We start from the raw sequence: 25248 nt of genomic DNA on the forward strand, positions 1-25248 counted from the left end.
TGTCCAGTAACGAGAGTGGGCCTGCCGCCTGCCGCCTGCCGCCGTGCCGGGTGGAGGGCCGGTCAGGCCGGTGGTGGGGGGAAACGGACGGCCAGCAGGGCCCGGTCGTCGGGGAACGCCGCCTCGGGCTGGTGGTGCAGGAACCGGTCGCACAGCTCGACGATGTCCAGGCCGCTGGTGGTGCGGGCGAACTCGGTCAGCCGTTCCATTCCGATGGCGAGGTCCTCGCGACGGCGCTCGATCAGCCCGTCGGTGTACAGCAGCAGGGTGTCGTTCTCGGTCACAGTGGTGTCGGCCTGTCGGTAGCAGACGTTCCGGACGGGTCCGAGTGGCGGTGAGGTGGCGCGGTCGAGGTAGGCGCTGGTGCCGTCGGCGTGGATGAGCAGCGGCGGCGGATGGCCGGCGCCGGCGTAGGTCAGGGCGCCCGTCCGGCGATCGAAGACCAGGTAGCAGGCGGTGGCCATGTGGTTCGGATGGTAGCGGCCCAGGAAGGTGTTGAGTTCGTCCAGGACAGCGGCGGGGTCGGTGCCGCAGCGCGGCACGATGTTGCGCAGGGCGGCGGTGATCTGTGCCATCACGGTCGCTTCGTGCAGTCCGTGGCCCGCGACGTCGCCGATGCTCAGACCGATGTGATCGGCGTCCACGTCGTAGACGTCGTACCAGTCGCCGCCGACCGAGAGCAGGTCACTGCCCGGGGCGTAGCAGGTGGCCGTCTCCAGACCGGGCAGGTGTGGCAGCTGGGGCAGCAGGCTGAGCTGCAGGCGTTCGGCGACCCGGTGCTCGTGCTCGTGCAGCCCCGCCCGGCGCAGGGCCTGGGCGATCTGCTGCGCCACAGCCGTCACATGCTCGGGAGCGGTATCGCTGCCTGAGCCGTGCACGAGCAGCATGCCCAGCTGGACACTGTCCGCCTCCAGCGACAGGGCCAGGGGAATCGCATCCGGGGCTTCACCGGGAAGCGAGCCGACCGAGGAAGACGGCCGGTCCAGGTCGGTCCAGCCGCCCGCGTCAGCCGGAAGACCGTTGTCCTCCGGCTGCAGGGGCGGCACCAGCCGCGCCGAGTGCAGATAGAGCTCCGCCGCGGTGGCCCCCAGGGCTGCCGGCGCCACCTCGCCGACGACGCGGGAGACCTCCGCGAGGGTGATCGCACCGGTCAGGGCGGCGGTCAGGTCGTACAGGTGCTGCAACTGGGCGCGGGCGGCCTGTTCAGCGGCCAGCAACCGCGCCCGGTCCACTTCGGTGGCCCGGCGGAAGGCAACCTCCCGGTTCAGCGCCTCCACCTGCTGGCTGAGCACGACGAACTGGTCGGACGTCCCGGCCCCGACGAGCTGCAGCTGCACGGCCGGCTGCGGGCCGTCCCACCACGTGGCCCGCGCCCCGTGACAGCGAAACCGCCGCATGCGGCCGTCAGCGTCCTTGATGACCAGTGCGCCGGGCACGGGGCTGCCGCTGCGCAGCCACACAGCCAACTGCTGACGCAGCCACGGTGTGTCGTCGGGCCCTAGATCGAACAGGCTGGCATCCGGACGCAGCCGGTCGTCACAGCGGCTCGCCGCCGGGTTGGCGGCCAGCACGCGACCGTCGGCCCCGCAGAGCAGCACCGGGTGGGGCAGCGGTTTGGTGATGGCCCGGAAGAGGCCAAGGGTCACGGAGCCACAGCCGGGTCGCCGAAGTACTCACGGCCGCTGACCGTCTCGATGTCCACGTCGGGGACCAGGTGCACCACCACGCGGCAGCCCGCGTCGCCGCGCGCGATGGTCTCCGCCAGCTCCACCCGCGCATAGCCCAGATTGCGGGCGGCGACGGTGCCGAAGACATTGGACGTCATCATGCACATCGACTCCCGGCCCACCACCTTCTCGGCGAACGGGCACACCCGGTTGCCGAGCACGATCTTCTCCTCGTCGTGCTCGATGACGTAGAAGTCACCGTTGATGCGGCGCTTGAGATCCACGAGTGCCTCGGCGACCTGCTCACCTGTGAGCCGGTCGGCTCCCAGCGCCTTGAGGTACATCTCGTCGATCTGCGTGCCGACGGCCTGCCCCACCAGGCTGACGTAGCCGGACGCCTCCTCCAGACCGATCACCGACTCCAGCGACGTCGCCAGCTCACGCACCAAAGTCCGCAGGAACACATCACGGTCCAGTGGAATCTCCACCTCCGAAACCTGTTCCATGCCGGCTCCCTCGCCCTCGGGCCACGGCGGCAGCGCGACCGGCGTGGCCTCATTTCCGGTGACGGGCTCCGATTCTGCCAGCACCCTCCAGCCGGCCACCACCAGACCTGTTCGGCCTCTCCGCGGATGACCCTGCACAGGTTCTGCCGGTCATCCGGCAGAAACAGATGGTTCACCAGGCAGGCAGTGGTAACCCGACACATGGCTGCCACCGGTTGCGTACAGCGCCGGTCGGCGGGGCGCAGGGCCACCCACGCTGGAGGAACCTCGTGAACGGCGAACCGGCCATCCCATCCTGCGAGTCGCGTTTCCCCGCGGTCACGGCGAGCATCGCGGCCGCCCGGCACTGGGTCCGCGACTGCGTGGAAGGCTTCGGTGGCCCGCTGCGCCAGCAGCGGGTGATCCAGACAGCCGAACTGCTCGTCTCGGAACTGATCACCAACGCCATCCGCCACGGCGCCGGCCCACCCCTGATCCGACTCACCTGGAACGGGCGGCTGCTGCGCATCGCGGTCAGCGATCAGGGCGACCGCTGGCCGCGCATGCGTGCCGGCAAGAACACCGAGCCCGGCGGCTTCGGCATGCAGCTCCTCGAACGACTCGCCCAGCGCTGGGGCGTCACCCCACGCCACCCCGGGAAAACGGTCTGGGCCGAACTCAGCCTGGTCCCCTGAGATCGCCGTGCCTTCCGGGCGTGGGCCTCCGCTTGACCGGATCGGGCGTCCGCGGTGCCTGACCGGGTATCGTGCAAGCTGATGGGTAGGGGCCGCTGTGTGGCCGAGTCCAGGGAGCTGGGGGAAGCGCGTGGATGTCCCACCTGGCGTGGGCGGGTCCCCCGTCGCGCCGCCACACGGCGCGGTACTGCAGATCAATCCGTTGCCTGACAGTTCGGGGCTGAGGGCGAGCGGGGAGATCAGCATGAGCACACGGACCGTATGGCAGCAGGCGCTGAGGCAGCTGGTGGAGCGTCGCACGGATGTGCTGCATGTGGATCTGTCCAGGGTGAGGTTCGTGGATGTGGCCGGTGTGACGGACCTGGCGGTCACCGCCCAGCGGCTCCCCGAGGGGCAGCGGATCGTGCTGCACCGGCCTCCGGCACAGCTGCCGCGCATCCTTGAACTTTTCTGGCCCGGGCTTGCCGCGATCGAGGTGACTGCGTGATGAGCACAGCCACCTCGCACGAGCCGTTCGTTCACCCGGCGCTCTTCTACCGCGGCACGGACCAGTACATCGCGGGAACGGTTCCCTTCCTGCGGGAAGGGCTGGACGCCGGTGAGCCCGCGGCCGTCGCCGCTCCGCCGGATCGCCTGGAGCTGATCCGCGAGGGCCTGGGTGAGCGAGCGGCGGAGGTCCGCTTCATCGACATGACCCAGGTCGGCCGCAACCCCGGCCGCATCATTCCCGGCGTGCTGCGCAAGTTCGCCGACGCCCAGCCGAGCGCCCGCCGGATCCGCATCATCGGCGAGCCGATCTGGCAGGGTCGTTCCGCCGTCGAGTACCCGGCGTGCGTCCAGCACGAGGCGCTGATCAACGCCGCTTTCACCGGGCGCGCGGTAACCATCCTGTGCCCCTACGACGCCGGGAAGCTGGACAAGCAGGCCCTCAGTGACGCCCTGGCCACCCACCCGGTCGTCATCGACGCCGATGGCGAGACGAAATCCACCGCCTACGGCCCCGAGCAGATCATCGCCCGCTACAACGAGCCCCTGCTCGCCCCACTCGGCGCCGCGGCCTGCCCTTTCGTCGCCCAGACCCTGCCCGACACCCGCGACTTCGCCGTGTCCCAGGCACGGTCCCTGGGTGTGTCCGGTGTGAGCCTGGGAGATCTGGAACTCGCGGTGGCGGAGCTGACCACCAACAGCGTCATCCACGGCGCCGGCTCGGGCACACTGCGGATCTGGGCCGAGAACGACCGGATCGTCTGCGAGGTCCACGACGGCGGACAGTTGACCGATCCCCTGGCCGGCCGCCGCCCGCCGAATCCCACCCGGCCCGGTGGCCGCGGACTCCTGCTCGTCCACCAGCTCGCCGACCTGGTCCGCGTCCACACCGGCCCCGACGGCACCACCATTCGCTGCTACCTCCCCCGCTGACCACGACGACGTGGCGGGCCCGCTCGCTCTCATGGCGCCCCCCATGCGCGTCCCCGGACAGTGGGGCGCCTGCCTCTCACACGAACGCACCGGTGCCGATTCGAAACAGCACAGGTATGGGTGTGGGAAGAAGGGGTATGCGCTGCGACGTCGGCCGTTTCAGCAGGCGGTAGCGGTTGGCTCGACTTTGGGAGGGCACAGTATGGCGATCATGAGCATGTCGGCGGCAGTGGACACGCAGACGAGCGAGCTGCCGGAGGTCGCCGATCCCTCCCGGGTGGCGCCCAAGGACGCCCGCGAGCTCTCCAGGTTGTTCTTCGGCCAGCTGGCGGTCCTGGAAGAGGGCACGCCCGAGTACAGCTACGCCCGCAACACGCTGATCGAGATGAATATGTCCCTGGTCCGCTACGCGGCCGGCCGGTTCCGCAGCCGCGGTGCCGAGGAGATGGAGGACATCGTCCAGGTCGGCATGATCGGCCTGATCAAGGCGATCGACCGGTTCGAGCTGACGCGCGAGGTGGAGTTCACCTCCTTCGCTATCCCCTACATCGTGGGAGAGATCAAGCGGTTCTTCCGCGACACCACCTGGGCGGTGCACGTGCCGCGCCGGCTGCAGGAAGCCCGCGTCCAGCTCGCCCGTGCCACCGAGGAGCTGCGCAGTCGCCTCGACCGTACGCCTACGGTCAAGGAACTGTCGGAACTGATGAGCCTGCCCGAGGAAGAGGTGCGCGAGGCCCGCCTGGCCGCCAACGGCTACAACTCCTCCTCCCTGGACGCCGCGATCGGTGGCAGCGAGGACGGCGAGAGCGCCCTGCAGGACTTCATCGGTGCCGAAGACCAGGCGCTGGAACTGGTGGAGGACTTCCACACCCTTGCCCCGCTGATCGCCGAACTCGACGAGCGGGACCGGCAGATCATCCACATGCGGTTCGTGGAAGAACTCACCCAGGCCCAGATCGGCGAACGCCTGGGCGTCTCCCAGATGCACGTCTCCCGACTCCTGTCACGGACCCTGGCCCGCCTGCGTGAGGGAATGCTCACCCACCACTGACCGGCTACGCGCAGGACGTGGCGCTGCCGCACGCAGCGCCCCAACAGGTCCACCGGTTACGGCTCCACGGCGATCGCCGTCAGCAGCAGCCCGTTCCCGGCGGCCCAGCGCCCGGAGAAATCGGTCAGCGGCCTGCCCCGCAGGTTCGGCGCAGGCACCAGTACGCGGGCCGTGAAGGTGCCGTCCGGCAGGATGACGACGCGGGCCTCCTGGAAGTCCAGTAGCCGCCGGCCCACCGGGAACCACGCCTTGTACACGGACTCCTTGGCGCTGAACAGCAGCCGGTCCCAGGCCGGTCCCCCGGCAGGGAGAGCGGCCAGCGCGGTGAGGTCCTCGGGGCGGGCGATGCTCTGCAGCACACCCTCCGGAAGGGAATCGTCCGGCTCCGCGTCGATGCCGAGCGCGGCCACCTCGTCGGCCCGGGCCACCACGGCGGCGCGGTAGCCCTGGCAGTGCGTCATGCTGCCCACGATGCCCTCCGGCCAGCCGGGCGCACCCCGCTCCCCGGGCAGGAGCGGCGCCGGGGGGTGTCCGAGCTTGGCCAGCGCCTCCCGCGCACACGCACGGACCGTGGTGAACTCGGCCCGCCGCTTGGCGACGGCCCGGGCGATCACGGCCTCCTCCTCCGGGAACAGCGGGGTGTCGAGCCGATCGGTGAAGCTGTCGACGCACACCACGCTCGACGGCAGCAGACTCTCGATCACGCGCCCACCTTCCCCGCGACCTCCGTCGGGACGTCCCGGGCCGGCACGATCTGCCGCGCGAGGTCGTCCCGCAGCCCGAACCGGCGCCACTCGCGCGGATAGCCGAGCGACACCTCCTCGAACCGCACCCCGTCGTACACGGTGCGCCGGGGGATGTGCAGATGGCCGTAGACCACGGCCTCCACATCGAAGCGGGTGTGCCAGTCGGCGGTCCGTACCGTCCCGCACCACTGGGCGAACTCCTGGTACGTCATGATCCTGGTCGGCTCGCGCAGCAGAGGCCAGTGGTTCACCAGCACCAGGGGCAGGTCACCCGCCACCTCCGTCAGCCGCCGCTCGCTCTCCTCGACCCGGGCGGCGCACCAGGCCGCCCGCGACGGGTACGGGTCGGGGTGCAGGTAGTACTCGTCGGTGCAGACGATCCCGTTCTCGCGTGCCAGGGCCAGCGACTCCTCGGGCGTCGAGGTGCCGGGCGCCAGGAACGAGTAGTCGTACAGCAGGAACAGGGGCGCGATCCGCACCGGGCCGCCCGCACCCGTCCACACCGGGTACGGGTCCTCCGGCGTCAGCACCCCAAGCCCCCGGCACATCGCCACCAGCGCCTCGTACCGTGCCACGCCGCGCGGCGCGGCCGGGGCGTCCTTCTCCATGGTCCACAGCTCATGGTTCCCGGGCGCCCAGATCACCCGCTCGAACCTGTCCCGCAGCAGCCGGAGCGCCCACTCGATGTCCTCGAACCGCTCCCCGACGTCCCCCGCCACGATCAGCCAGTCGCCCGGCGATCCGGGCTCCAGCCTCTCGACGATCTCCCGGTTGTCCGCGTACGACACGTGCAGGTCACTGACCGCTCGCAACACGCTTTTGGTCCCCCTCATCCGGCCAGCATAATCCGGAGGCGTCCGGCCGCCGGTGCCGGTCCGGGCCCCCACGTCTGACCTGCCGCGCCACGGCCGGTGGAGGACCGGGGCGGACCAGGCCGTTCCGCTCCGTTCGCCGGAACGTGGTCCGGCGCGTCGTCGACCGATCCTCAGCCGGTGTCGGTCGCGTCGTTGACTGATCATCAACTGACGTTCGACGACGCGCTGTTGCCGGGCCGGACGCGTGCGCGGGCGGCGTCCGTGGACGGCGGATTTCCCGATCCGCCGGTCCCGGCCTTGACCTTGACACGTTGATAAGGTTTCCACTTGGGTGCAGGAGGTGGTCCCGATCAACACGATCAACGTGACCCCGCAGAACGCCCGCGTGGTCAAGGCGCTGAGCGCCGAGGACTCGTCGATCCGGCTGCAGGCGGCCCTGGCGGTCGGCTCGAGCGCCGACCCCATGTTCCTGGAGACGCTCGTCGAGCGGTGCGCGGTCGAGCCGGACTTCTTCGTTCGAGACATGCTGTCCTGGGCGCTGACCCGCCTCTCGCCGGAGATCACCCTGCCCCGGATCCGCCAGGAACTCGGCTCCGAGCGCGGCCAGGCCCGCGGCCAGGCGCTGCACACGCTCTCCAAGATCGGCGACAGGAGCACGTGGGCTTGGATCACCCGCGACTTGCTGCGTGACGCCGACGACGAGGTCGCGCGGACCGCGTGGCGCGTCGCCGTCGTCCTCGTACCCGAGGACGAGGAGCAGGATCTGGCCGACGAACTGGTTTTGCACCTCGGCCGTGGCGACCGCAACGTGCGGCTGAGCCTGAGCCGGGCCTTGGTCGATCTCGGCGAGGTGATCAAGCCCGCCCTTCAGAGGGCCGCGGAGAATCCCGACCCGGCGGTGGCCGCGCACGCCCGTGCCACCGAGCTGCTCCGGCAGAATCCGGAGACCGGTTTCGACGCGGCCATCGAGGAGGCGAAGCGCGTGGTCACCCTCGGGGCGGAACGAGCCGCTGCCGCGGCGGTTGCGTCGGCAGACACCGAGCCCTCGGAGACCGGCGTGACTGCCGAGCGGCTGGAGACCGGCGGTGTCGAGCGGCTGGAGACCGGCGATTTTGCCGAGACAGCCGGGACTGTGGAGACCGGCGAGACCTCCGAGACCGGCGTGACTGACGGGACTGTGGAGACCGGCGAGACCTCGGTGACCGCCGAGGTGAGGGGGATGGACGAGTTGGCGGGGACGACGGAGACGATGGTGCCGACCGAGTCGACGGAGGCTGCCGACGCCGTGGAGACTTGGGAGGCCGCGGATTGCTGATCGGCGATGTGGCCCGCCACTCCGGGGTGAGTACCCGGATGCTCCGGCACTACGACGCCCTGGGGCTGGTGCGGCCGACGGGCCGCACCTCCGGCGGCTACCGCGAGTACTCCGCCGAGGACGTCCGCAGGATCTTCCACGTGGAGAGCCTGCGGTCCCTCGGGCTCTCGCTCAAGCAGATCGGGCGCGCTCTGGAGGACCCGGCCTTCACGCCGTCCACCTTGGTCAGCGACCTCATCCGGTGGACGGAGGACCGCCTGGCGCGGGAACAGGAGTTGCTCGAGCGGCTCCGTGCGGTCGACGCGTCCGCGCCCACCGGCTGGCAGGGCGTCCTGCGCATCGTCGAACTCATGCGGGAACTCGACTCGACCAGCGCCGCGCGCAGGCAGCAAGCCGTCCTGGCCCGGTCGGAAGGCGTGTCGGTGCCCGCCGAGCTGCTGGCCCGGGCGATCCTGGCCGAATCCGACCCCAACGTCGCGGGCGCCTTGCACTGGGCGCTCGCCCGATCGGGCGGCGACGGCGTGGCGGTGCTGGGCGCCGGCGCGCACGCGGACGACGTCGACATCCGGCGGCGCGCGGTGCTGGCCCTCGCCAAGATGCCCGACGCCCCGGGGGCGACCGCGGTGCTCGCGGACGCCCTCGGGGACCCGGACACGGCGGTGCGCGGGCACGCCGCTCTCGCTCTGGGCAGGCATGGCGTGGCCGCGGCCGTGCCCACACTCGTCGGCATGGTGGTCGCCGGCTCCAACGACGTGGACGCGGCCGAGGCACTGGCGACGCTGTCCCAGGACCCCGCCTGCGCGGACCGGATCACCACCGCCCTGGTCGACGCACTCGCCGCGCCCACAGCGGACTCGGCGACGCGGATCCGCCTCACCCAGGCGGTGGTCGAGCTCGCGGGAACCACCGCGCAGGAGATTCTGCGCCAACTGGCCCACGACGACGACCGCGCCGTCGCCCTCGTCGCCTCGGCCCTCGTCAAAGTCCTCGAAGAGCGCTCCCCCGAAGACCGAGCCGACGAGAATTCCTGAAAGCACGCCACCGAGTGCGCGAAAGCTCGTCCCCTCCAGGCGCGTGAGTCGCGGCGAAGTCACGGGCGACCGCCTCGGACCGGCGGCGGTTGCCGTCGAGAATGACGGCGAGGTGACCGGCACCGGAGGCCCGGCACCGGGGAACGGCACCGGCGACCGGGCACCGCGAACGGCACCGGTGATCCGGCACCGCGAACGGCACCGACGACCCGGCACCGCGAAACGGCAACGGCGACTCGGCACCGGTGATCCGGCACCGCGAACGGCACCGACGACCCGGCACCGCGAAACGGCAACGGCGACCCGGCACCGGTGATCCGGCACCGCGAACGGCACGGCGACCCGGCACCGGGGGACGCCTGCCATCGGTTCGCCCACCGCGTCACCCGCCGCACACGGGGGCGGCTGCGGCAACGCTGGCATGCTGGCCGGTGACCACCCCTGAGAAAGGCCGGCCCGAACGCCTATGAACAGCAGTGCTCTGACCGCCCTGGAGCGTGCCGCTGGGCACCAGCGGCGATTCGAGGTGTCCTTCGCGAAGTACTTCGCCGGGCTGGCGGACAGCCTCGGCGGCCCGCCGCTGAGCCGCTTCGGCCCCCGCTGCCTGGAACTGCTGGAGCAGTTGTCGCTGCGCGGCGGTAAACGGATCCGGGTGGTCCTGCTCCACGAGGCGGCCCGGCTGGTCACCGAGGACGAGCCGCCCGGCCTGACCGAGGCCGCGCTGAGCCTGGAGCTGCTGCACACCCACGCGTTGATCCTGGACGACATCATCGACGACTCGCCCGTACGCCGCGGCGGCCCTTCGACCTACTACGCCTTCCGCGAGGATCTCCCCGAACGCCCGCAGACCGCGCTGGGGATGGCCATGATGGCGGGCGATCTCGCCGGATTCCTCGCCCTGCGCGTGCTGCTCCAGGCCGACATCCCCGCCGACCGCAGGCAGGCCATGCTCGACGTCCAGATCGGTGTGACCACGGACACGGTCATGGGGCAGGTCCTGGACCTGGAACGCGACCTCACTCCCGCACCGGGCGACGAGCTGCTCGACGACGTGTGCGAGTACAAGACCACCCGATACTCCCTGCTCGCCCCCCTTCGGCTTGGGCTCCTGGCCGCCGGTGCGGACCTGACCCGGCATGAGCCGAGCCTGCGCCGGTACGCCACGCTCGCCGGCATCAGCGGGCAGATGCGCGACGACTACCTCGACCTCTTCGGAGACCCGGAGACCACCGGCAAACCCCGCGGCGCAGACCTACGGGCCGGCCGCCACACCTACGTCACACGGGCGCTCCTGGCCGCGACCAGCGGCAGTGACCACGCCGCCGTGCGAGCCGCGCTCCGGGCCCCGGACTGCACGGCGCAGACCATCGACCGCGTCCGCGGCATCGCCCTGGACCACGCGGTGCACAGCCACCTGCAGCAGACCATCGAGAAGTACGCCGAGGCAGCCTCCGAGGAAGCCTCGTCCTGGCGCCCGCACTGGCGTGCGGAAGCCGTCACCGTCTTCGAGCAACTGCCGTGGTGGAACGCCCGGCGTTCCAGCTAGCGCGGAACCGGTTCGCACGGGAGCCGCACGGGAACGGGCAGAGCGGCAGCGATCGGCCCGCCGACGCGCTGCCGGCGCCGGCCGCCCGGTCCTCCGCCCGGTCCTGCGTCCAGGTGACACCGCAACCGTCTGTCTCGCATCAGCGCCGGCGCTGTCCGGCGCCGAACGCATTCGCGAGACCCACGGCACCACGCAAGCCGCCACCGTCGCGGCGTTCTCCACCCCGCCCACCGCCCCGCGCCCCACGGGTGAGCGGACGAACGCGCCGGGCTGATCGCCACCGAGCACCGCGGCGATCAGCTCGTGCGCGAACCGTCCACCGACGTGAGGTGGCTACATGTTGATCATGTGACCGGCCAGGCCGTGGATGGCCTCCTTGACCGCCTCGCCGAGCGTGGGGTGCGCGTGGACGTTGCGGGCGACCTCGTGCACCGTCAGGTCCCACTGCTGGGCCAGCGTCAGTTCCGGGAGGAGTTCGGTGACCTCGGGGCCGATCAGGTGGGCACCGAGCAGTTCGCCGTGCTTCCCGTCGCTGATGACCTTGACGAGGCCCACGGGGTGCCCCAGACCGTGGGCCTTGCCGTTGGCGGTGAAGGGGAACTTGACCACCTGGACGTCGAATCCGCGCTCGCGCGCCTGGGCCTCCGTCCAGCCGAAGCTGGCCACCTGCGGCTGGCAGTAGGTGGCCCGCGGGATCATGGTGTAGTCCAACTCCATGGTCTCCGCGTCGGCAATGGTCTCGGCGGCCACGATGCCCATGGACTCGGCGGCGTGCGCCAGCATCAGCTTGGCGGTGACGTCCCCGATCGCGAAGATGTGCGGCACATTGGTGCGGCAACGTCCGTCGACGTCGATGGCGCCGCGCTCGGTGAGACGGACACCGGTGTTCTCCAGGCCGTAGCCCTGGACGTTCGGGGCGAAGCCGATGGCCTGGAGCACCTTGTCGGTCTCCAGGACCCGGCGCTCACCGTTCTTGGCGACGGTGACGCGGACGCGCGGGCCCGAGTCGTCGATGGTCTCGACGGCGGTGCCCGTAAGGACCTCGATGCCGAGCTTGCGGTAGTGCTTCGCGAGCTCCTTGGAGATCTCCTCGTCCTCCAGCGGGACCATGCGGTCCAGGAACTCGACGATGGTGACGTCCACGCCGTAGCTGCGCAGCACATAGGCGAATTCCACACCGATGGCGCCGGCACCGGCGATGACGATGCTCGCCGGCAGCGTCTCGCTGAGGATCTGGCTCTCGTACGTGACCACGCGGTCCGACAGGGCGGTGCCCGGCAGCAGCCGCGGAGTGGCGCCGGCCGCGATGACGCAGTGGCCGAAGGTCACGCTCTCCGTACGACCGTCCGGGTACGTCACCGTCAGGGTGTGGTCGTCGGTGAAGGCACCCCGCCCTTCGAGCTGGGTGATGGCGTTCTTCTTCATCAGGTAGTGGACGCCCTTGACCCGGCCGTCGGCGACCTTGCGGCTGCGCTGGTGGGCGACCCCGTAGTCCGCGGAGACGTCATCGCCCACGGAGATGCCGTACGCCTTGGCTTCGTTCGTGACGAACTGCACCATCTCGGCGTTGCGCAGCAGCGCCTTGGAGGGGATGCAGCCCACGTTGAGGCAGACGCCGCCCCAGTACCGCTCCTCCACCACCGCGGTGGACAGGCCGAGTTGGGCGCTGCGAACCGCGGCCGTGTAGCCGCCCGGGCCCGCTCCTAGAACAAGGACATCGAAATGTTGGCTCACAAAGAGATGATCCTTGTCCGGCTGCGGTGCGACGCGCAACCCGTCCGAACCTGCCCTGGCGGTCACCCAGTTGGTGACCCGACGCTACCAACTCCCCACGGCTGTGCCGGGAGTGATGTTCGACACGCTGGTTCTGGAGGCGGCCCATCCGGTCCCGTGATAGGTATTGATCAGCCGTGGCGGAATGCCTGCGCATCGTGGCTCATAAGTTACGAAAAGTTGCGAAGCGGCTTATTTAAGGGGGACGGGGACGTGCCTGACGGCGCGGAGAAGAGTGATGACCTGATGGTCGCCGGGGGAACGACAGGCGGGGAAACCGCCGCTCTCCTCGCAGCCGGTCAGGGTCTTTCGGCGGCGCCGACCGCCGGTATCGACACGGCGGGGATGACCGCACACGGGGACGGCATGGCCGGCCGGCCGCACCGAGGGCCTCACAGCGCCCTGAAGGCGGGGCCGACCCAGGTCGTGCACGGCGGGGGCAGGCTGTCCTCGGCCCATGAAATCAAGATGCGCCGCGACGTTCTGAGAAAGCGTCACCTGACGCTGACGTAGCAGCCGCCGCACAGGCACGGCTGATCCAGCCCGTGGGACGGGCAGACCGTTCCCCGGTTCCGCCTGCCCACCACCGACACACCGAACACATCTGCCTGCCGGGCAGCCCCGCAGTGCTGCCGCGTGCCTTCACGCGGCCGCCGTGGCGCTGACCGCTGCCTGCCATGCGCGCGACGACGCACGCATGCGCGCTCACCGCCGCTTCACACACCGACGACGAAGACGGAACGGGGAAACTGGTCATGGAATCGAGCAACTTGCGCGACGCCCTGTCCTCGCTCGTGCACGGCGACTCCTACCGGGAGACGCTGCCGCGGCTGAAGGAGATCTTCTCGCCGGAGCTCTTCGCCAGACCCTCCGGCCTGGCGGACCGGGACCGCCACCCGCTCACCTACCAGCGGCTGCGGCACATCAGCGACCAGCTGGAGACCGGCACCCCCCTGCTGAAGCAGCGCGATGTCCTCTTCCCGCTGCTGGAATGGGTCGCCCTCGCCGACCCCTCGCTCTTCTACGCCTTCTTCCTGCACCACTGCACCACGGTCGGCGCCATCCTGGAGTTCGGCGGGGACCGTGACGACCTGGACGACGTCCTGGCCCAGCTGGCGTCCACCGAGACGGTGGGCGCCCTGCTGATGACCGAACTCGGCCACGGCAACAGCAACGCCGCCGTGCGCACCGAGGCCGTCTACGACCCGGCCACCCGCGAGTTCGTCCTCACCACCCCCGGCCCGGAGGCCGTCAAGTACCCGCCGAGCGTGGCCTGTCCCGGCCTTTCCCGGACCGGCATCGTCACCGCCAAGCTCGTCGTCGACGGGCAGGACCGCGGGCTGTTCTGCTTCGTCGTACCGCTCAGCGACACCACCGGCCCCTGCCCGGGCGTGGTGATCGAACCGCAGGACTCGGCCCCGATCCTCCCCCTCGACTGGGCGACCGTCTCCTTCCAGGGCGTACGCGTTCCCTACCGCCACTGGCTGCGGGACTCCGCGCAGATCGCCGAGGACGGCACCTTCACCGACGCCCTCAGCAACCCGGCGATGCGCTCGCGGCAAGCCTCCCGGCTCATCCGGTACGTCTGGGAGGTGGCCGCCGTCGGCCTGGCCGCCGTCACCCGGGCCAGCGCCGCCGTCGCCGTCCGGCACGCACACGCCCGCTACACCAACGGAACCTTCGCCGGATTCGCCGACCCCATGCCGGTCATCCGCTACCGCAACCAGCAGCGCACCCTGTTCGGCGCCCTGTCCGCCGCCTACGTGGCCGGCATGGCCGCGAAGTCCTTCTCCGGCCCGGAACCGGTCGGACGCAGCGCCGGCGAGATCCGCACCCTGTTCACCCTCAAGGCGGCCATCGACGGCCTCGCCGAACGGGTCACCGCGGACACCCGCGCCGCCTCCGGCGTCCTCGGCTTCAGCCCGAGCAACCGCTTCCTGGACTACCAGGGCCTGGCCCACGCCTTCAACGCCGCCGGACTGAGCACCCAGGTCCTCCACCTCAACGCCGCCTGGACCATGGCCCTCGGCTTCGACTACGAGCCGCCCGCCGACGAGTCCACCCCCGCCCAGAACCAGGACCTGCGCGACCCGGCGCGGTGGCGCGCGCTGACCGGCACCCGGGAACGACGCCTGCACGAACTGCTCGTCGCCGAACTCGGCGCCGCCCGAGCCGCCGGACTCGGCGAGTTCGACATCTGGAACGACCGCTTCGAACTGGCCGAGCAGCTGGCCGAGGCGCACGCCCTGCGCCTGCTGGTCGACCTCGTCCGCACCGAGACCGACGCCCTGCCGGACGCCGACGCCCGGCGCCTGGCCCGCGACCTGTGCTCCCTGCACGTGCTGACCGAGATCTCCGCGCACAGCGGCTGGTACCTCGCCGAGGGCCTGCTCACCGCCGACGAGACCGGCGCCCTGCCGGGCCTGCTCAACCAGATCTGCGCCGACCTCGCCCCGCACGCCATGGAGCTGACCGAAGCCCTGGACGTGCCCTACGACCTGGTCGGCGCCCCCATCGCGCACGCCGACTACGCGACCGCCTACACCAAGGCCGCGTTCGCCGACCCCGCGTAGCCGGGACGGAACACCCGTTCACTCCTCCTGGACCGCCCTGCCCCGAAGGTTTGCAGCACTATGCGAAACTCCTCCCAGGCCCGCGCCCGGCTCACGTCCGACACCCCCGCCGAAGCCATCGCCGTCGTCGGCATGGCCTGCCGGCTGCCCCAGGCATCCGGCCCCGACGCGTTCGCCCGGCTCCTGCGCGAGGGCGTCGACGCGATCCGGGAAGTCCCGGCTGACCGCTGGGACGCGGCGGAACACACCGGTGGCCAGGGGACGGACACACCCGGCGCGAGCACCCGGTGGGGCGGCTTCCTCGACGGAGCCGACCGGTTCGACCCGGCCTTCTTCGGCATCTCCCCGCGCGAGGCCACCGTGATGGACCCGCAGCAGCGGATCGCCCTGGAACTCGGCTGGGAGGCGCTGGAGGACGCCGGCATCCTCCCGAAGACGCTGCACGGCACCGACGCGGGCGTTTTCGTCGGCGCGATCTGGGACGACTACGCCACGCTGGCCCACCGCCAGGGCACCACGGGCATCACGCCGCACACCCTCACCGGCCTCCAGCGCGGCATCATCGCCAACCGCCTCTCCTACGTCCTGGGCCTGCGCGGACCCAGCCTCACCGTGGACAGCGGGCAGTCCTCCTCCCTCACCGCCGTCCACCTGGCCTGCGAGAGCCTGCGCAGCGGTGCGTCCAGCCTCGCCCTGGCAGGCGGCATCAACCTCGATCTCGTTGCCGAAAGCGCCCTGACCGTCGCGGAGTTCGGCGCCCTGTCCCCGGACGGCCGCTGCTTCACCTTCGACAGCCGGGCCAACGGCATCGTGCGCGGCGAGGGCGGCGGCCTCGTCGTCCTCAAGCGCCTGTCCGACGCGATCGCCGACGGCGACCGGATCCACTGCCTGATCCGCGGCAGCGCCGTCAACAACGACGGCGGCGGTGACAGCCTGGCCAGCCCCAACCGCGACGCCCAGGCCGAGCTCCTGCGCCGCGCCTACCACGATGCCGGCGTGCACCCCGGGGACGTGCAGTACGTCGAGCTGCACGGCACCGGCACCCGGGTCGGCGACCCGATCGAGGCCGCCGCCCTCGGGGAGGTCCTCGGCGCCGCCCGCCCCGACGGCGACCCGCTGCTCGTCGGCTCGGTCAAGACCAACATCGGCCACCTGGAGGGCGCCTCCGGCATCGCCGGCCTCATCAAGACCGCACTCGCGATCAAGCACCGGGAACTCCCCCCGAGCCTGCACTTCCACACCCCCAACCCGGCGATCCCGCTGACGGAACTGCGGCTGAGGGTCCGTACGGAGAACGGCCCCTGGCCCAAGGACGACGGCCCGCTGATCGCCGGCGTCAGCTCCTTCGGGGTCGGCGGCACCAACTGCCATGTCGTCCTGGAGGACTGGCGCGAAGGCGCCGGCACCGAACCGGACGAGCCGGACCCGGTCCCGTCCGGCACCGTTCCGTGGCTGATCTCCGCCAAGACCGAGGGGGCCCTGCGCGGCCAGGCACAGGCGCTGCTCGACCGGCTGGACGACGCGGTGAACCCGGCCGACATCGGACACTCCCTGGCCACCACCCGCACCGCCTTCCCGCACCGGGCCGTCCTGCTGGGCGCCACCACGGAGGACTTCCGCACCCGCCTGGCCGAACTGGCCGCCGGCCGTCCCGCCACCGGAGTGGTCGAGGGCGTCGCCTCCCGCACCGCGGGCCGCCCCGTCTTCGTCTTCCCCGGCCAGGGTTCCCAGTGGGCCGGCATGGCCGTCGACCTCATGGACGGCTCGCCGGTCTTCGCGGAGCACATCCGCCGCTGCGAGCAGGCACTCGCCCCGCATGTGCCCTGGTCGCTCACGCACGTACTGCGCGGCGGCAGCGAGTCCGATCCCGAGTTGTCCCTCGATCGCCTCGACGTGGTCCACCCCGTCCTGTTCGCGGTGATGGTCTCCCTCGCCGCACTGTGGCGGTCGTACGGCGTCGAACCCGGCGCCGTGGTCGGCCACTCGCAGGGCGAGATCGCCGCCGCCCACATAGCCGGCGCGCTCTCCCTGGAGGAGGCCGCCCGTGTGGTCGCCCTGCGCAGCCGGGCCTTCGCCCTGCTGGCCGGAACCGGCGGCATGGCCTCGGTCGCCCTGCCGGCCGCCGAGGTGGAGCGACTTCTCACCCCATGGGCGGACCAGCTGTCCATCGCGGCCGTCAACGGCCCCCGCGCCGTCACCGTCTCCGGTGACGTACCCGCCCTGCACGAGCTGATCGCGTGGTGCGAGAACCAGGACATCCGCGTCCGCCTGCTGCCCATCGACTGCGCCGGCCACTCGGCGCACGTGGAGCGGATCCGCGAGCCGCTGCTGGACCTGCTCGGCAGCGTGACTCCCACGTCCGCACAGGTGCCGTTCTACTCGACCGTCGAGGGCCGGTGGCTGGACGCCAGCGAACTCGACGCCCAGTACTGGTACCGCAACTCCCGGCGCACCGTCGGTTTCGAACCCGCGATACGGGCGCTCGCGGAGGCCGGGCACGAGACGTTCCTCGAAGTCAGCCCGCACCCCATCCTCGCCGCCGGCATCCAGGAGACCACGGAGGACGTCCACGGCAAGGGCCTCGTCGTCGGCTCCCTGCGGCGCGGGGAGGGCGGACTCGACCGTATGCTCACCGCCCTGGCCGAGGCCAACGTGCACGGCGTCACGGTCGACTGGTCGGCCGCCTTCGCCGGCTCCGGCGCCCGGCGGGTCGACCTGCCCACCTACGCCTTCCAGCGCCGCCGGTTCTGGCTGGACGCGCCTGCCGCCCGCACCGGCCCCGGACAGACGTCCCCCGCCGTCGAGGCCGCCCATGCCGTCGAGGGGGACCAGGATCCCGCCACCGAAGAGACCCCGCTGCGCGAGCAGTGGGCCGCACTGGGCCGGAGCGCGAGCAGGGACGCGGCGCTGGACCTGGTCCGCACCCACCTCGGCATCGTGCTCGGCACGGCCGCGACCGACGACATCAACGTCGAGGCGTCCTTCCGTGAGCTGGGCTTCGACTCGATGATGGCCGTGGAACTGCGGAACCGGCTGAACTCCGCGACGGGCCTGCGGCTGCCGAGCACGGTCGTCTTCGACCATCCGTCGGCCGCCGCGCTCGCGGCGTTCGTACGCGCCGAGCTGCTCGGACTCTCCGGCGACGGGACGGGCGAACCGGAGCCCGCGCAGGTGCCGGCCGCGGGCGGGGCGGATGCCGACCCGGTGGCGATCGTGGGTATCGGGTGCCGGTTCCCGGGTGGGGTGAGTTCGCCGGAGGACCTGTGGCGGCTGGTCGTCGCGGGCACGGACGCGGTGTCCGGGTTCCCGACGGACCGCGGCTGGGATGTGGAAGGGCTGTACGACGCCGATCCGAATGCGGTGGGGAAGTCCTACTCGCGGTCGGGCGGGTTCCTGTATGGGGCGGCGGAGTTCGACGCGGGGTTCTTCGGTATCTCGCCGCGTGAGGCGCTGTCGATGGATCCGCAGCAGCGGTTGCTGCTGGAGACGTCGTGGGAGGCGTTCGAGCGGGCGGGCATCGACCCCACCTCGCTGCGGGGCAGCCGCACCGGCGTCTACGTCGGCGCCATGGTCCAGGAGTACGGCCCCCGTCTCGCCGACGCGACCCCCGAGAGCGAGGGCTACCTGCTGACCGGCACGCACGGCAGTGTCACCGCCGGCCGGTTGTCGTACACGTTCGGCCTTGAGGGGCCGGCGGTCACGGTGGACACGGCGTGTTCGTCGTCGTTGGTGGCGTTGCATCTGGCGGTGCAGGCGCTGCGGCGCGGTGAGTGCGCGATGGCGCTGGCCGGTGGTGTGACGGTGATGTCGTCGCCCGGTCTGTTCGTGGAGTTCAGCCGGCAGCGGGGTCTGGCGGCGGACGGGCGGTGCAAGGCGTTCGCGGAGGGTGCGGACGGTACCGGCTGGGCCGAGGGCGCGGGTGTGCTGGTGGTGGAGCGTCTGTCGGACGCGGTGCGGCTGGGACATCCGGTGCTCGCCGTGGTCCGGGGCAGCGCGGTCAACCAGGACGGCGCGAGCAACGGTCTGACCGCGCCGAACGGGCTGTCGCAGCAGCGGGTGATCCGGCAGGCGTTGGCCGATGCGCGGTTGCGCCCGGCGGACGTCGACGCGGTCGAGGCGCACGGCACCGGTACGCGGTTGGGTGACCCGATCGAGGCGCAGGCGCTCATCGCGACCTACGGCCAGGAGCGGGACGGCGAACTTCCGCTGTTCCTCGGGTCGTTGAAGTCGAACATCGGGCATGCGCAGGCTGCCGCCGGTGTGGGCGGTGTCATCAAGATGGTGATGGCGCTCAGGCACGGTGTGCTGCCCAAGACGTTGCACGTGGACGCGCCGTCCTCGCATGTGGACTGGTCGGCGGGGTCGGTGGAGCTGCTGACCGAGCAGCGGGACTGGCCCGAGCTGGACCGGCCGCGCCGGGCAGCCGTCTCCTCCTTCGGCATGAGTGGCACCAACGCGCACGTCGTCCTCGAACAGGTCACCACCGCACCGGAGCCGGATGACATCTCGGCCGAGCCCCAGGGACTGCTTCCCTGGGTGGTTTCCGGTAGGTCGGAGGGGGCGTTGCGGGCGCAGGCGGGGGCTGTGCGCGCGTTCGTGGCCGGGTCCTCGGATGTGGATCTGGCGGGTGTGGCGGCTGGGTTGGTGTCGTCGCGGTCGGTGTTCGAGTACCGGGCTGTGGTGGTGGCCGGGGATCGTGCCGAGGCGTTGGCGGGTCTGGGTGTGGTGGCGTCGGGTGGTGTGGCGCCGGGTGTGGTGTCCGGTGTGGGTGTCGCCGGTCGTCGTGTGGTGTTCGTCTTCCCTGGTCAGGGTTCGCAGTGGTTGGGGATGGCTGCGGGTTTGTGGGAGTCCTCGCCGGTGTTCGCGCAGGCGATGGAGGGGTGTGAGGCGGCGCTGTCCGCGTTCGTGGACTGGTCGTTGTCGGCGGTGGTGCGGGGGGAGCGGGGTGCTCCTGGGTTGGACCGGGTGGATGTGGTCCAGCCGGTGTTGTTCGCGGTGATGGTGTCGTTGGCCGAGTTGTGGCGCTCGCATGGTGTGGAGCCGGCGGCTGTGGTGGGGCATTCGCAGGGGGAGATCGCTGCGGCGTGTGTGTCCGGGGCGTTGTCGTTGGAGGATGCCGCGCGGGTGGTGGCGCTGCGCAGCAGGGCGTTGGGTGTTCTGGCGGGGCGTGGCGGGATGGTGTCGGTGGCGCTGCCGGCCGAGCAGGTCCGTGGTCTGCTGGGTGAGGGTGTGTCGGTGGCCGCGGTCAACGGGCCTGCCACGACGGTCGTCTCGGGCGATGTCGATGCCCTGGATGCTCTGCTGCTCCGGTGTGAGGCCGACGGTATCCGGGCGCGCCGCATCCCGGTGGACTATGCCTCGCATTCGGCTCATGTGGAGCTGATCCAGCAGGAGTTGTCGCAACTGTTGGAGCCGGTGCGGCCTCGCGCGGCTGTGGTGCCGTTCTATTCGTCGGTGACGGGTCGGGTGGTCGATGGCTCGGAGTTGGATGCCGGGTACTGGTACACGAATCTGCGGCAGACGGTGGACTTCCACGGTGCGACTCGGGCGCTGCTCGCCGACGGTTTCGATGTGTTCGTGGAGTCGAGTGCGCATCCGGTGCTGACGGCTTCGGTGGAGGAGAGCGTCGAGGAGGCGGACGCGGACGCGGTGGTGCTGGGCACGCTTCGCCGCAACGAGGACGAGGAGCGGCGTTTCACTCTTGCTCTGGGTGAGGCGTTCGTAGCCGGGGTGGATGTTCAGTGGCCGGTTGCCGGGCGGCGGATGCCGGACTTCCTGACGTTGCCGACGTATGCCTTCCAGCGTGAGCGGTACTGGCTCGACGTATCGGCCGGCGTGACAGCTGCGGACGTCGCCGACCCCGAAGAGAGCCGGTTCTGGGATGCCGTCGACAGGGCGGACCGGGCGGAACTCGCCGAACTGCTCGCCGTGGACGACGCCTCCCGGCTGGAGGACGTCATCGGGCTGCTCGGCGCCTGGCGCCGGGACAACCGTGAGCGTGCCGAGACGGATGCCTGGCACTACCGCGTCGACTGGCGGCCGGTGTCCGAATCGCAGTCGATGTCGCTCAGCGGTGCCTGGCTGCTCGCCGTTCCGGACAGCGTCTCGGCCCACCCGTGGGCCGAGGCGGTCGAGGGCGCCCTGTCGTCCGCGGGCGCTCGGGTCGTACGGATGACCGTGGCCGCGGACTGCGACCGGGAGCGGTTGGCCCGGTGCGTCGCCGAGGCGGTCGCCGGGCTCGGCGGTGCCGAACCGGCGGGCGTACTGTCCCTGCTGGCCCTGGACGAGACGCCGCGCCCGGACCACCGGATGCTGACGGCCGGACCGGCCGGGACGCTCCTGCTGATCCAGGCGCTCGGTGACGCCGCCGCGCACGCTCCCCTGTGGTGCGTCACGCGCGGAGCCGTACAGGTCCCCGGCGCCGAGACGGCGATGCGACCGGTGCAGGCGCAGGTGTGGGGGCTCGGTATGGTCGCCGCGCTGGAGCACTCCGACCGATGGGGCGGCCTGGTCGACCTGCCGGAGGCCCCCGATCCGCAGGTGCTGCGCAGACTGTGTGGTGTGCTCGCCGGGAAGCGGAGCGAGGACCAGCTCGCCCTTCGTCCCTCCGGCGTCTTCGCCCGGCGTCTGGCGCGGGTCGCCCGCAAGGCCCTGCACGACCGCCCCGCATGGCAGCCCCACGGTACTGTCCTGATCACCGGCGGCACCGGCGGTGTCGGCCGCCGGTTCGCCCGATGGCTCGCGGTCAACGGTGCCGAGCACCTGGTACTCACCAGCCGTCGGGGTCGCGCCGCGGCCGGGGCCGAGGAGCTGGAGTCCGAGCTGACGGCTCTCGGCGTACGGGTCACCGTCGCCGCGTGCGATGTCGCGGACCGGGACGCGCTCGCCGAACTCGTCGCCCGGACAGCCGCCGACGGCGACCCCGTGCGTACCGTCATCCACGCGGCCGGTACGACCGACACCGCGCCGCTGGCCGGAACGGACCTGGACCTGCTGGCCCGGCTCACCTCCGCCAAGGTGCTCGGCGCGCACCATCTGGACGATGTCTTCCAGGACACGGATCTGGACGCCTTCGTCCTCTTCTCCTCCGGCGCCGGCATCTGGGGCGGCGGAGGACAGGGCGCGTACGCCGCGGCCAACGCGTACCTCGACGCGCTCGCCCAGCAGCGCCGTGGGCGAGGACAGGCCGCGCTGTCCGTCGCGTGGGGACTGTGGGGCGGCGGCGGAATGGCGGACGGCGAGGTCGGGGACCGGATCCTCAGCCGAGGCGTGCGGGTGATGGACCCGGACCAGGCGGTCGCCGCGCTCGCGCACGCCACGGCGGCCACCGAGGCGACCAGGGTCGTCGCCGACATCGACTGGGAGGTCTTCGCTCCCCAGTTCACCGCGGTACGGCGGTCCCCGCTGTTCTCGGACCTCCCCGAGGTGCGGGCGGTGTTGGCGGACACGGACGGCACGGCGCGGGGGCCGGCCGCCGGCACCGCCTCCTCGACGCTGCTCGACGGACTTACCGAGGCAGAGCAGTATGCGGCCGTGCTGGACCTGGTCCGCACACAGGCCGCCGTGGCACTCGGTCACAGCACACCGGACCCGGTCGCCCCCGACCGTGCCTTCCGTGAGCTGGGCTTCGACTCGATGATGGCCGTGGAACTGCGGAACCGGCTGAACTCCGCGACGGGCCTGCGGCTGCCGAGCACGGTCGTCTTCGACCATCCGTCGGCCGCCGCGCTCGCGGCGTTCGTACGTGCCCGCTTGCTGGGTCTGTCCGGCGACCCTGCCGGGGACGTGGAGCCCTCGCCGCTGGTGGTCACGGGTGAGGCGGATGCCGAGCCGGTGGCGATCGTGGGTATCGGGTGCCGGTTCCCGGGTGGGGTGAGTTCGCCGGAGGACCTGTGGCGGCTGGTCGTCGCGGGCACGGACGCGGTGTCCGGGTTCCCGACGGACCGCGGCTGGGACCTGGAGGGCCTGTACGACGCCGACCCGGACGCTGTGGGGAAGTCGTACACACGGTCGGGCGGGTTCCTGTATGAAGCCGCGGAGTTCGACGCGGGGTTCTTCGGTATCTCGCCGCGTGAGGCGCTGTCGATGGATCCGCAGCAGCGGTTGCTGCTGGAGACGTCGTGGGAGGCGTTCGAGCGGGCGGGCATCGACCCCACCTCGCTGCGGGGCAGCCGCACCGGCGTCTACGTCGGCGCAATGGTCCAGGACTACGGCCACCGCCTGCACCAGGGCACGGCCGAGACGGAGGGCCACATCCTCACCGGCACCACGGGAAGCGTGGTCTCGGGCCGGTTGTCGTACACGTTCGGCCTTGAGGGGCCGGCCGTCACCGTCGACACCGGATGCTCCTCCTCGCTGGTGACCCTGCACCTCGCGGTGCGGGCGCTGCGGAGCGGTGAGTGCTCCCTCGCTCTGGCCGGCGGCGTGACGGTCATGCCGACCCCCGGACCCTTCATCGAGTTCAGCCGACAGCGGGGTCTGGCGGCGGACGGTCGGTGCAAGGCGTTCGCGGAGGGTGCGGACGGTACCGGTTGGTCCGAGGGTGTGGGTGTGCTGGTGGTGGAGCGTCTGTCGGACGCGGTGCGGCTGGGGCATCCGGTGCTGGCCGTGGTGCGGGGCAGTGCGGTCAACCAGGACGGCGCGAGCAACGGTCTGACCGCGCCGAACGGGCTGTCGCAGCAGCGGGTGATCCGGCAGGCGTTGGCCGATGCGCGGTTGCACCCGGCGGACGTCGACGCGGTCGAGGCGCACGGCACCGGTACCCGGTTGGGTGACCCGATCGAGGCGCAGGCGCTCATCGCGACCTACGGTCAGGAGCGCACCGACGAACAGCCGCTGTTCCTCGGGTCGTTGAAGTCGAACATCGGGCATGCGCAGGCTGCCGCCGGTGTGGGCGGCGTCATCAAGATGGTGATGGCGCTCAGGCACGGTGTGCTGCCCAAGACGTTGCATGTGGATGCCCCGTCGTCGCATGTGGACTGGTCGGCGGGGTCGGTGGAGCTGCTGACCGAGCAGCGGGACTGGCCGGAGGTCGACCGGCCGCGCCGGGCCGGCGTATCCGCGTTCGGCGTAGGCGGAACCAACGCACATGTCGTGATCGAGCAGCCGCCCATGGTCGAACACGAGGACACGGCATCCGAGCTGCCCGGTGTGGTGCCGTGGGTGGTTTCCGGTAGGTCGGAGGGGGCGTTGCGGGCGCAGGCGGGGGCTGTGCGCGCGTTCGTGGCCGGGTCCTCGGATGTGGATTGGTCGGGTGTGGCGGCTGGGTTGGTGTCGTCGCGGTCGGTGTTCGAGTACCGGGCTGTGGTGGTGGCCGGGGATCGTGCCGAGGCGTTGGCGGGGCTGGGTGTGGTGGCGTCGGGTGGTGTGGCGCCGGGTGTGGTGTCCGGTGTGGGTGTCGCCGGTCGTCGTGTGGTGTTCGTCTTCCCGGGTCAGGGTTCGCAGTGGTTGGGGATGGCGGCTGGGTTGTGGGAGTCGTCGCCGGTGTTCGCGCAGGCGATGGAGGGGTGTGAGGCGGCGCTGTCCGCGTTCGTGGACTGGTCGTTGTCGGCGGTGGTGCGGCGGGAGCGGGATGCTCCTGGGTTCGACCGGGTGGATGTGGTCCAGCCGGTGTTGTTCGCGGTGATGGTGTCGCTGGCCGAGTTGTGGCGCTCGCATGGTGTGGAGCCGGCGGCTGTGGTGGGGCATTCGCAGGGGGAGATCGCTGCGGCGTGTGTGTCCGGGGCGTTGTCGTTGGAGGATGCCGCGCGGGTGGTGGCGCTGCGCAGCAGGGCGTTGGGTGTTCTGGCGGGGCGTGGCGGGATGGTGTCGGTGGCGCTGCCGGCCGAGCAGGTCCGTGGTCTGCTGGGTGAGGGTGTGTCGGTGGCCGCGGTCAACGGGCCTGCCACGACGGTCGTCTCCGGTGATGTCGATGCCCTGGATGCTCTGCTGCTCCGGTGTGAGGCCGACGGTATCCGGGCGCGCCGGATCCCGGTGGACTATGCCTCGCATTCGGCTCATGTGGAGCTGATCGAGCAGGAGTTGTCGCAACTGTTGGAGCCGGTGCGGCCGAGGTCGGGTGTGGTGCCGTTCTATTCGTCGGTGACGGGTCGGGTGGTCGATGGCTCGGAGTTGGATGCCGGGTACTGGTACA

At 71.3% G+C, this 25248-nt stretch carries 15 protein-coding genes; 10 read left to right on the forward strand and 5 right to left on the reverse strand.

Annotation, left to right across the window (positions count from 1 at the left end):
- Positions 1–62: 62 nt before the first annotated feature.
- The gene (locus ACIGYR_RS35325) at positions 63–1646 is read right to left on the reverse strand and encodes a SpoIIE family protein phosphatase (protein WP_399607853.1); all 1584 of its coding nucleotides are present in this window, start codon (positions 1644–1646) and stop codon (positions 63–65) included.
- Positions 1643–2173, reverse strand: coding sequence for a methanogen output domain 1-containing protein (locus tag ACIGYR_RS35330; RefSeq protein WP_399607855.1), 531 nt, complete (start codon positions 2171–2173; stop codon positions 1643–1645). The genes ACIGYR_RS35325 and ACIGYR_RS35330 overlap by 4 nt, the downstream gene beginning before the upstream one ends.
- Positions 2174–2442: 269 nt before the next feature.
- Here ACIGYR_RS35330 and ACIGYR_RS35335 point away from each other — a divergent pair, with 269 nt between their 5' ends.
- The 4 genes from ACIGYR_RS35335 (at position 2443) to ACIGYR_RS35350 (ending at position 5317) form a co-directional block, all read left to right on the forward strand.
- Positions 2443–2847 (forward strand): ATP-binding protein, encoded by a 405-nt coding sequence (locus ACIGYR_RS35335; protein ID WP_391847533.1) that lies wholly within the window; start codon positions 2443–2445, stop codon positions 2845–2847.
- A gap of 148 nt (positions 2848–2995) precedes the next feature.
- Positions 2996–3334: an STAS domain-containing protein gene (locus ACIGYR_RS35340; protein ID WP_391847534.1), complete on the forward strand. Its 339-nt coding sequence runs from the start codon at positions 2996–2998 to the stop codon at positions 3332–3334.
- Positions 3334–4266, forward strand: a complete 933-nt coding sequence (locus ACIGYR_RS35345; protein ID WP_399607859.1) for an anti-sigma factor RsbA family regulatory protein — start codon at positions 3334–3336, stop codon at positions 4264–4266. Before ACIGYR_RS35340 ends, ACIGYR_RS35345 begins: the two co-directional genes overlap by 1 nt.
- Positions 4267–4477: 211 nt before the next feature.
- A complete protein-coding gene (locus tag ACIGYR_RS35350; RefSeq protein ID WP_400014394.1) occupies positions 4478–5317 on the forward strand; it encodes an RNA polymerase sigma factor SigF in 840 nt (279 codons plus the stop codon).
- 56 nt (positions 5318–5373) lie between these two features.
- Here ACIGYR_RS35350 and ACIGYR_RS35355 read toward each other — a convergent pair whose 3' ends face one another.
- Together ACIGYR_RS35355 and ACIGYR_RS35360 are read right to left on the reverse strand one after the other, a co-directional pair.
- Positions 5374–6021: a 4'-phosphopantetheinyl transferase gene (locus ACIGYR_RS35355; RefSeq protein WP_399607863.1), complete on the reverse strand. Its 648-nt coding sequence runs from the start codon at positions 6019–6021 to the stop codon at positions 5374–5376.
- Positions 6018–6896 carry a metallophosphoesterase family protein gene (locus ACIGYR_RS35360; RefSeq protein ID WP_399607864.1) on the reverse strand — a complete coding sequence of 293 codons (879 nt, stop codon included), beginning with the start codon at positions 6894–6896 and terminating at the stop codon, positions 6018–6020. The genes ACIGYR_RS35355 and ACIGYR_RS35360 overlap by 4 nt, the downstream gene beginning before the upstream one ends.
- Positions 6897–7209: 313 nt before the next feature.
- Here ACIGYR_RS35360 and ACIGYR_RS35365 point away from each other — a divergent pair, with 313 nt between their 5' ends.
- The 3 genes from ACIGYR_RS35365 to ACIGYR_RS35375 all read left to right on the forward strand — a co-directional run bounded on the left by ACIGYR_RS35365 (position 7210) and on the right by ACIGYR_RS35375 (position 10770).
- Positions 7210–8193, forward strand: coding sequence for a HEAT repeat domain-containing protein (locus tag ACIGYR_RS35365; protein WP_399607866.1), 984 nt, complete (start codon positions 7210–7212; stop codon positions 8191–8193).
- Entirely contained in the window at positions 8187–9224 is a 1038-nt protein-coding gene (locus tag ACIGYR_RS35370) for a MerR family transcriptional regulator (protein ID WP_399607869.1), read from the forward strand. The genes ACIGYR_RS35365 and ACIGYR_RS35370 overlap by 7 nt, the downstream gene beginning before the upstream one ends.
- 466 nt (positions 9225–9690) lie before the next feature.
- A complete protein-coding gene (locus ACIGYR_RS35375; protein WP_399607872.1) occupies positions 9691–10770 on the forward strand; it encodes a polyprenyl synthetase family protein in 1080 nt (359 codons plus the stop codon).
- A gap of 333 nt (positions 10771–11103) precedes the next feature.
- Here ACIGYR_RS35375 and lpdA read toward each other — a convergent pair whose 3' ends face one another.
- Positions 11104–12504: a dihydrolipoyl dehydrogenase gene (lpdA, locus tag ACIGYR_RS35380; RefSeq protein ID WP_399607875.1), complete on the reverse strand. Its 1401-nt coding sequence runs from the start codon at positions 12502–12504 to the stop codon at positions 11104–11106.
- A 252-nt stretch (positions 12505–12756) separates the two neighbouring features.
- Here lpdA and ACIGYR_RS35385 point away from each other — a divergent pair, with 252 nt between their 5' ends.
- The 3 genes from ACIGYR_RS35385 to ACIGYR_RS35395 form a co-directional block, all read left to right on the forward strand.
- A complete protein-coding gene (locus ACIGYR_RS35385; protein WP_399607878.1) occupies positions 12757–13056 on the forward strand; it encodes a hypothetical protein in 300 nt (99 codons plus the stop codon).
- 242 nt (positions 13057–13298) lie between these two features.
- The gene (locus tag ACIGYR_RS35390; protein WP_399607880.1) at positions 13299–15116 is read left to right on the forward strand and encodes an acyl-CoA dehydrogenase; all 1818 of its coding nucleotides are present in this window, start codon (positions 13299–13301) and stop codon (positions 15114–15116) included.
- 60 nt (positions 15117–15176) lie between these two features.
- Positions 15177–25248: type I polyketide synthase (locus ACIGYR_RS35395; protein WP_399607883.1), on the forward strand; the 10072-nt coding region annotated here is incomplete at its 3' end.

Origin of the sequence: Streptomyces sp. NPDC053076 (genome assembly GCF_044546845.1) — a bacterium.
Lineage (GTDB): Bacteria > Actinomycetota > Actinomycetes > Streptomycetales > Streptomycetaceae > Streptomyces.

What these genes read in the sequence shown, in the direction of transcription:
- ACIGYR_RS35330 (WP_399607855.1), bottom strand. Translation starts at nt 2,173, where the DNA reads ATGGAACAGGTTTCGGAGGTGGAGATTCCACTGGACCGTGATGTGTTC.
- ACIGYR_RS35345 (WP_399607859.1), top strand. Translation starts at nt 3,334, where the DNA reads ATGAGCACAGCCACCTCGCACGAGCCGTTCGTTCACCCGGCGCTCTTC.
- ACIGYR_RS35350 (WP_400014394.1), top strand. Translation starts at nt 4,478, where the DNA reads ATGAGCATGTCGGCGGCAGTGGACACGCAGACGAGCGAGCTGCCGGAG.
- ACIGYR_RS35360 (WP_399607864.1), bottom strand. Translation starts at nt 6,896, where the DNA reads ATGAGGGGGACCAAAAGCGTGTTGCGAGCGGTCAGTGACCTGCACGTG.
- ACIGYR_RS35375 (WP_399607872.1), top strand. Translation starts at nt 9,691, where the DNA reads ATGAACAGCAGTGCTCTGACCGCCCTGGAGCGTGCCGCTGGGCACCAG.
- ACIGYR_RS35390 (WP_399607880.1), top strand. Translation starts at nt 13,299, where the DNA reads ATGGAATCGAGCAACTTGCGCGACGCCCTGTCCTCGCTCGTGCACGGC.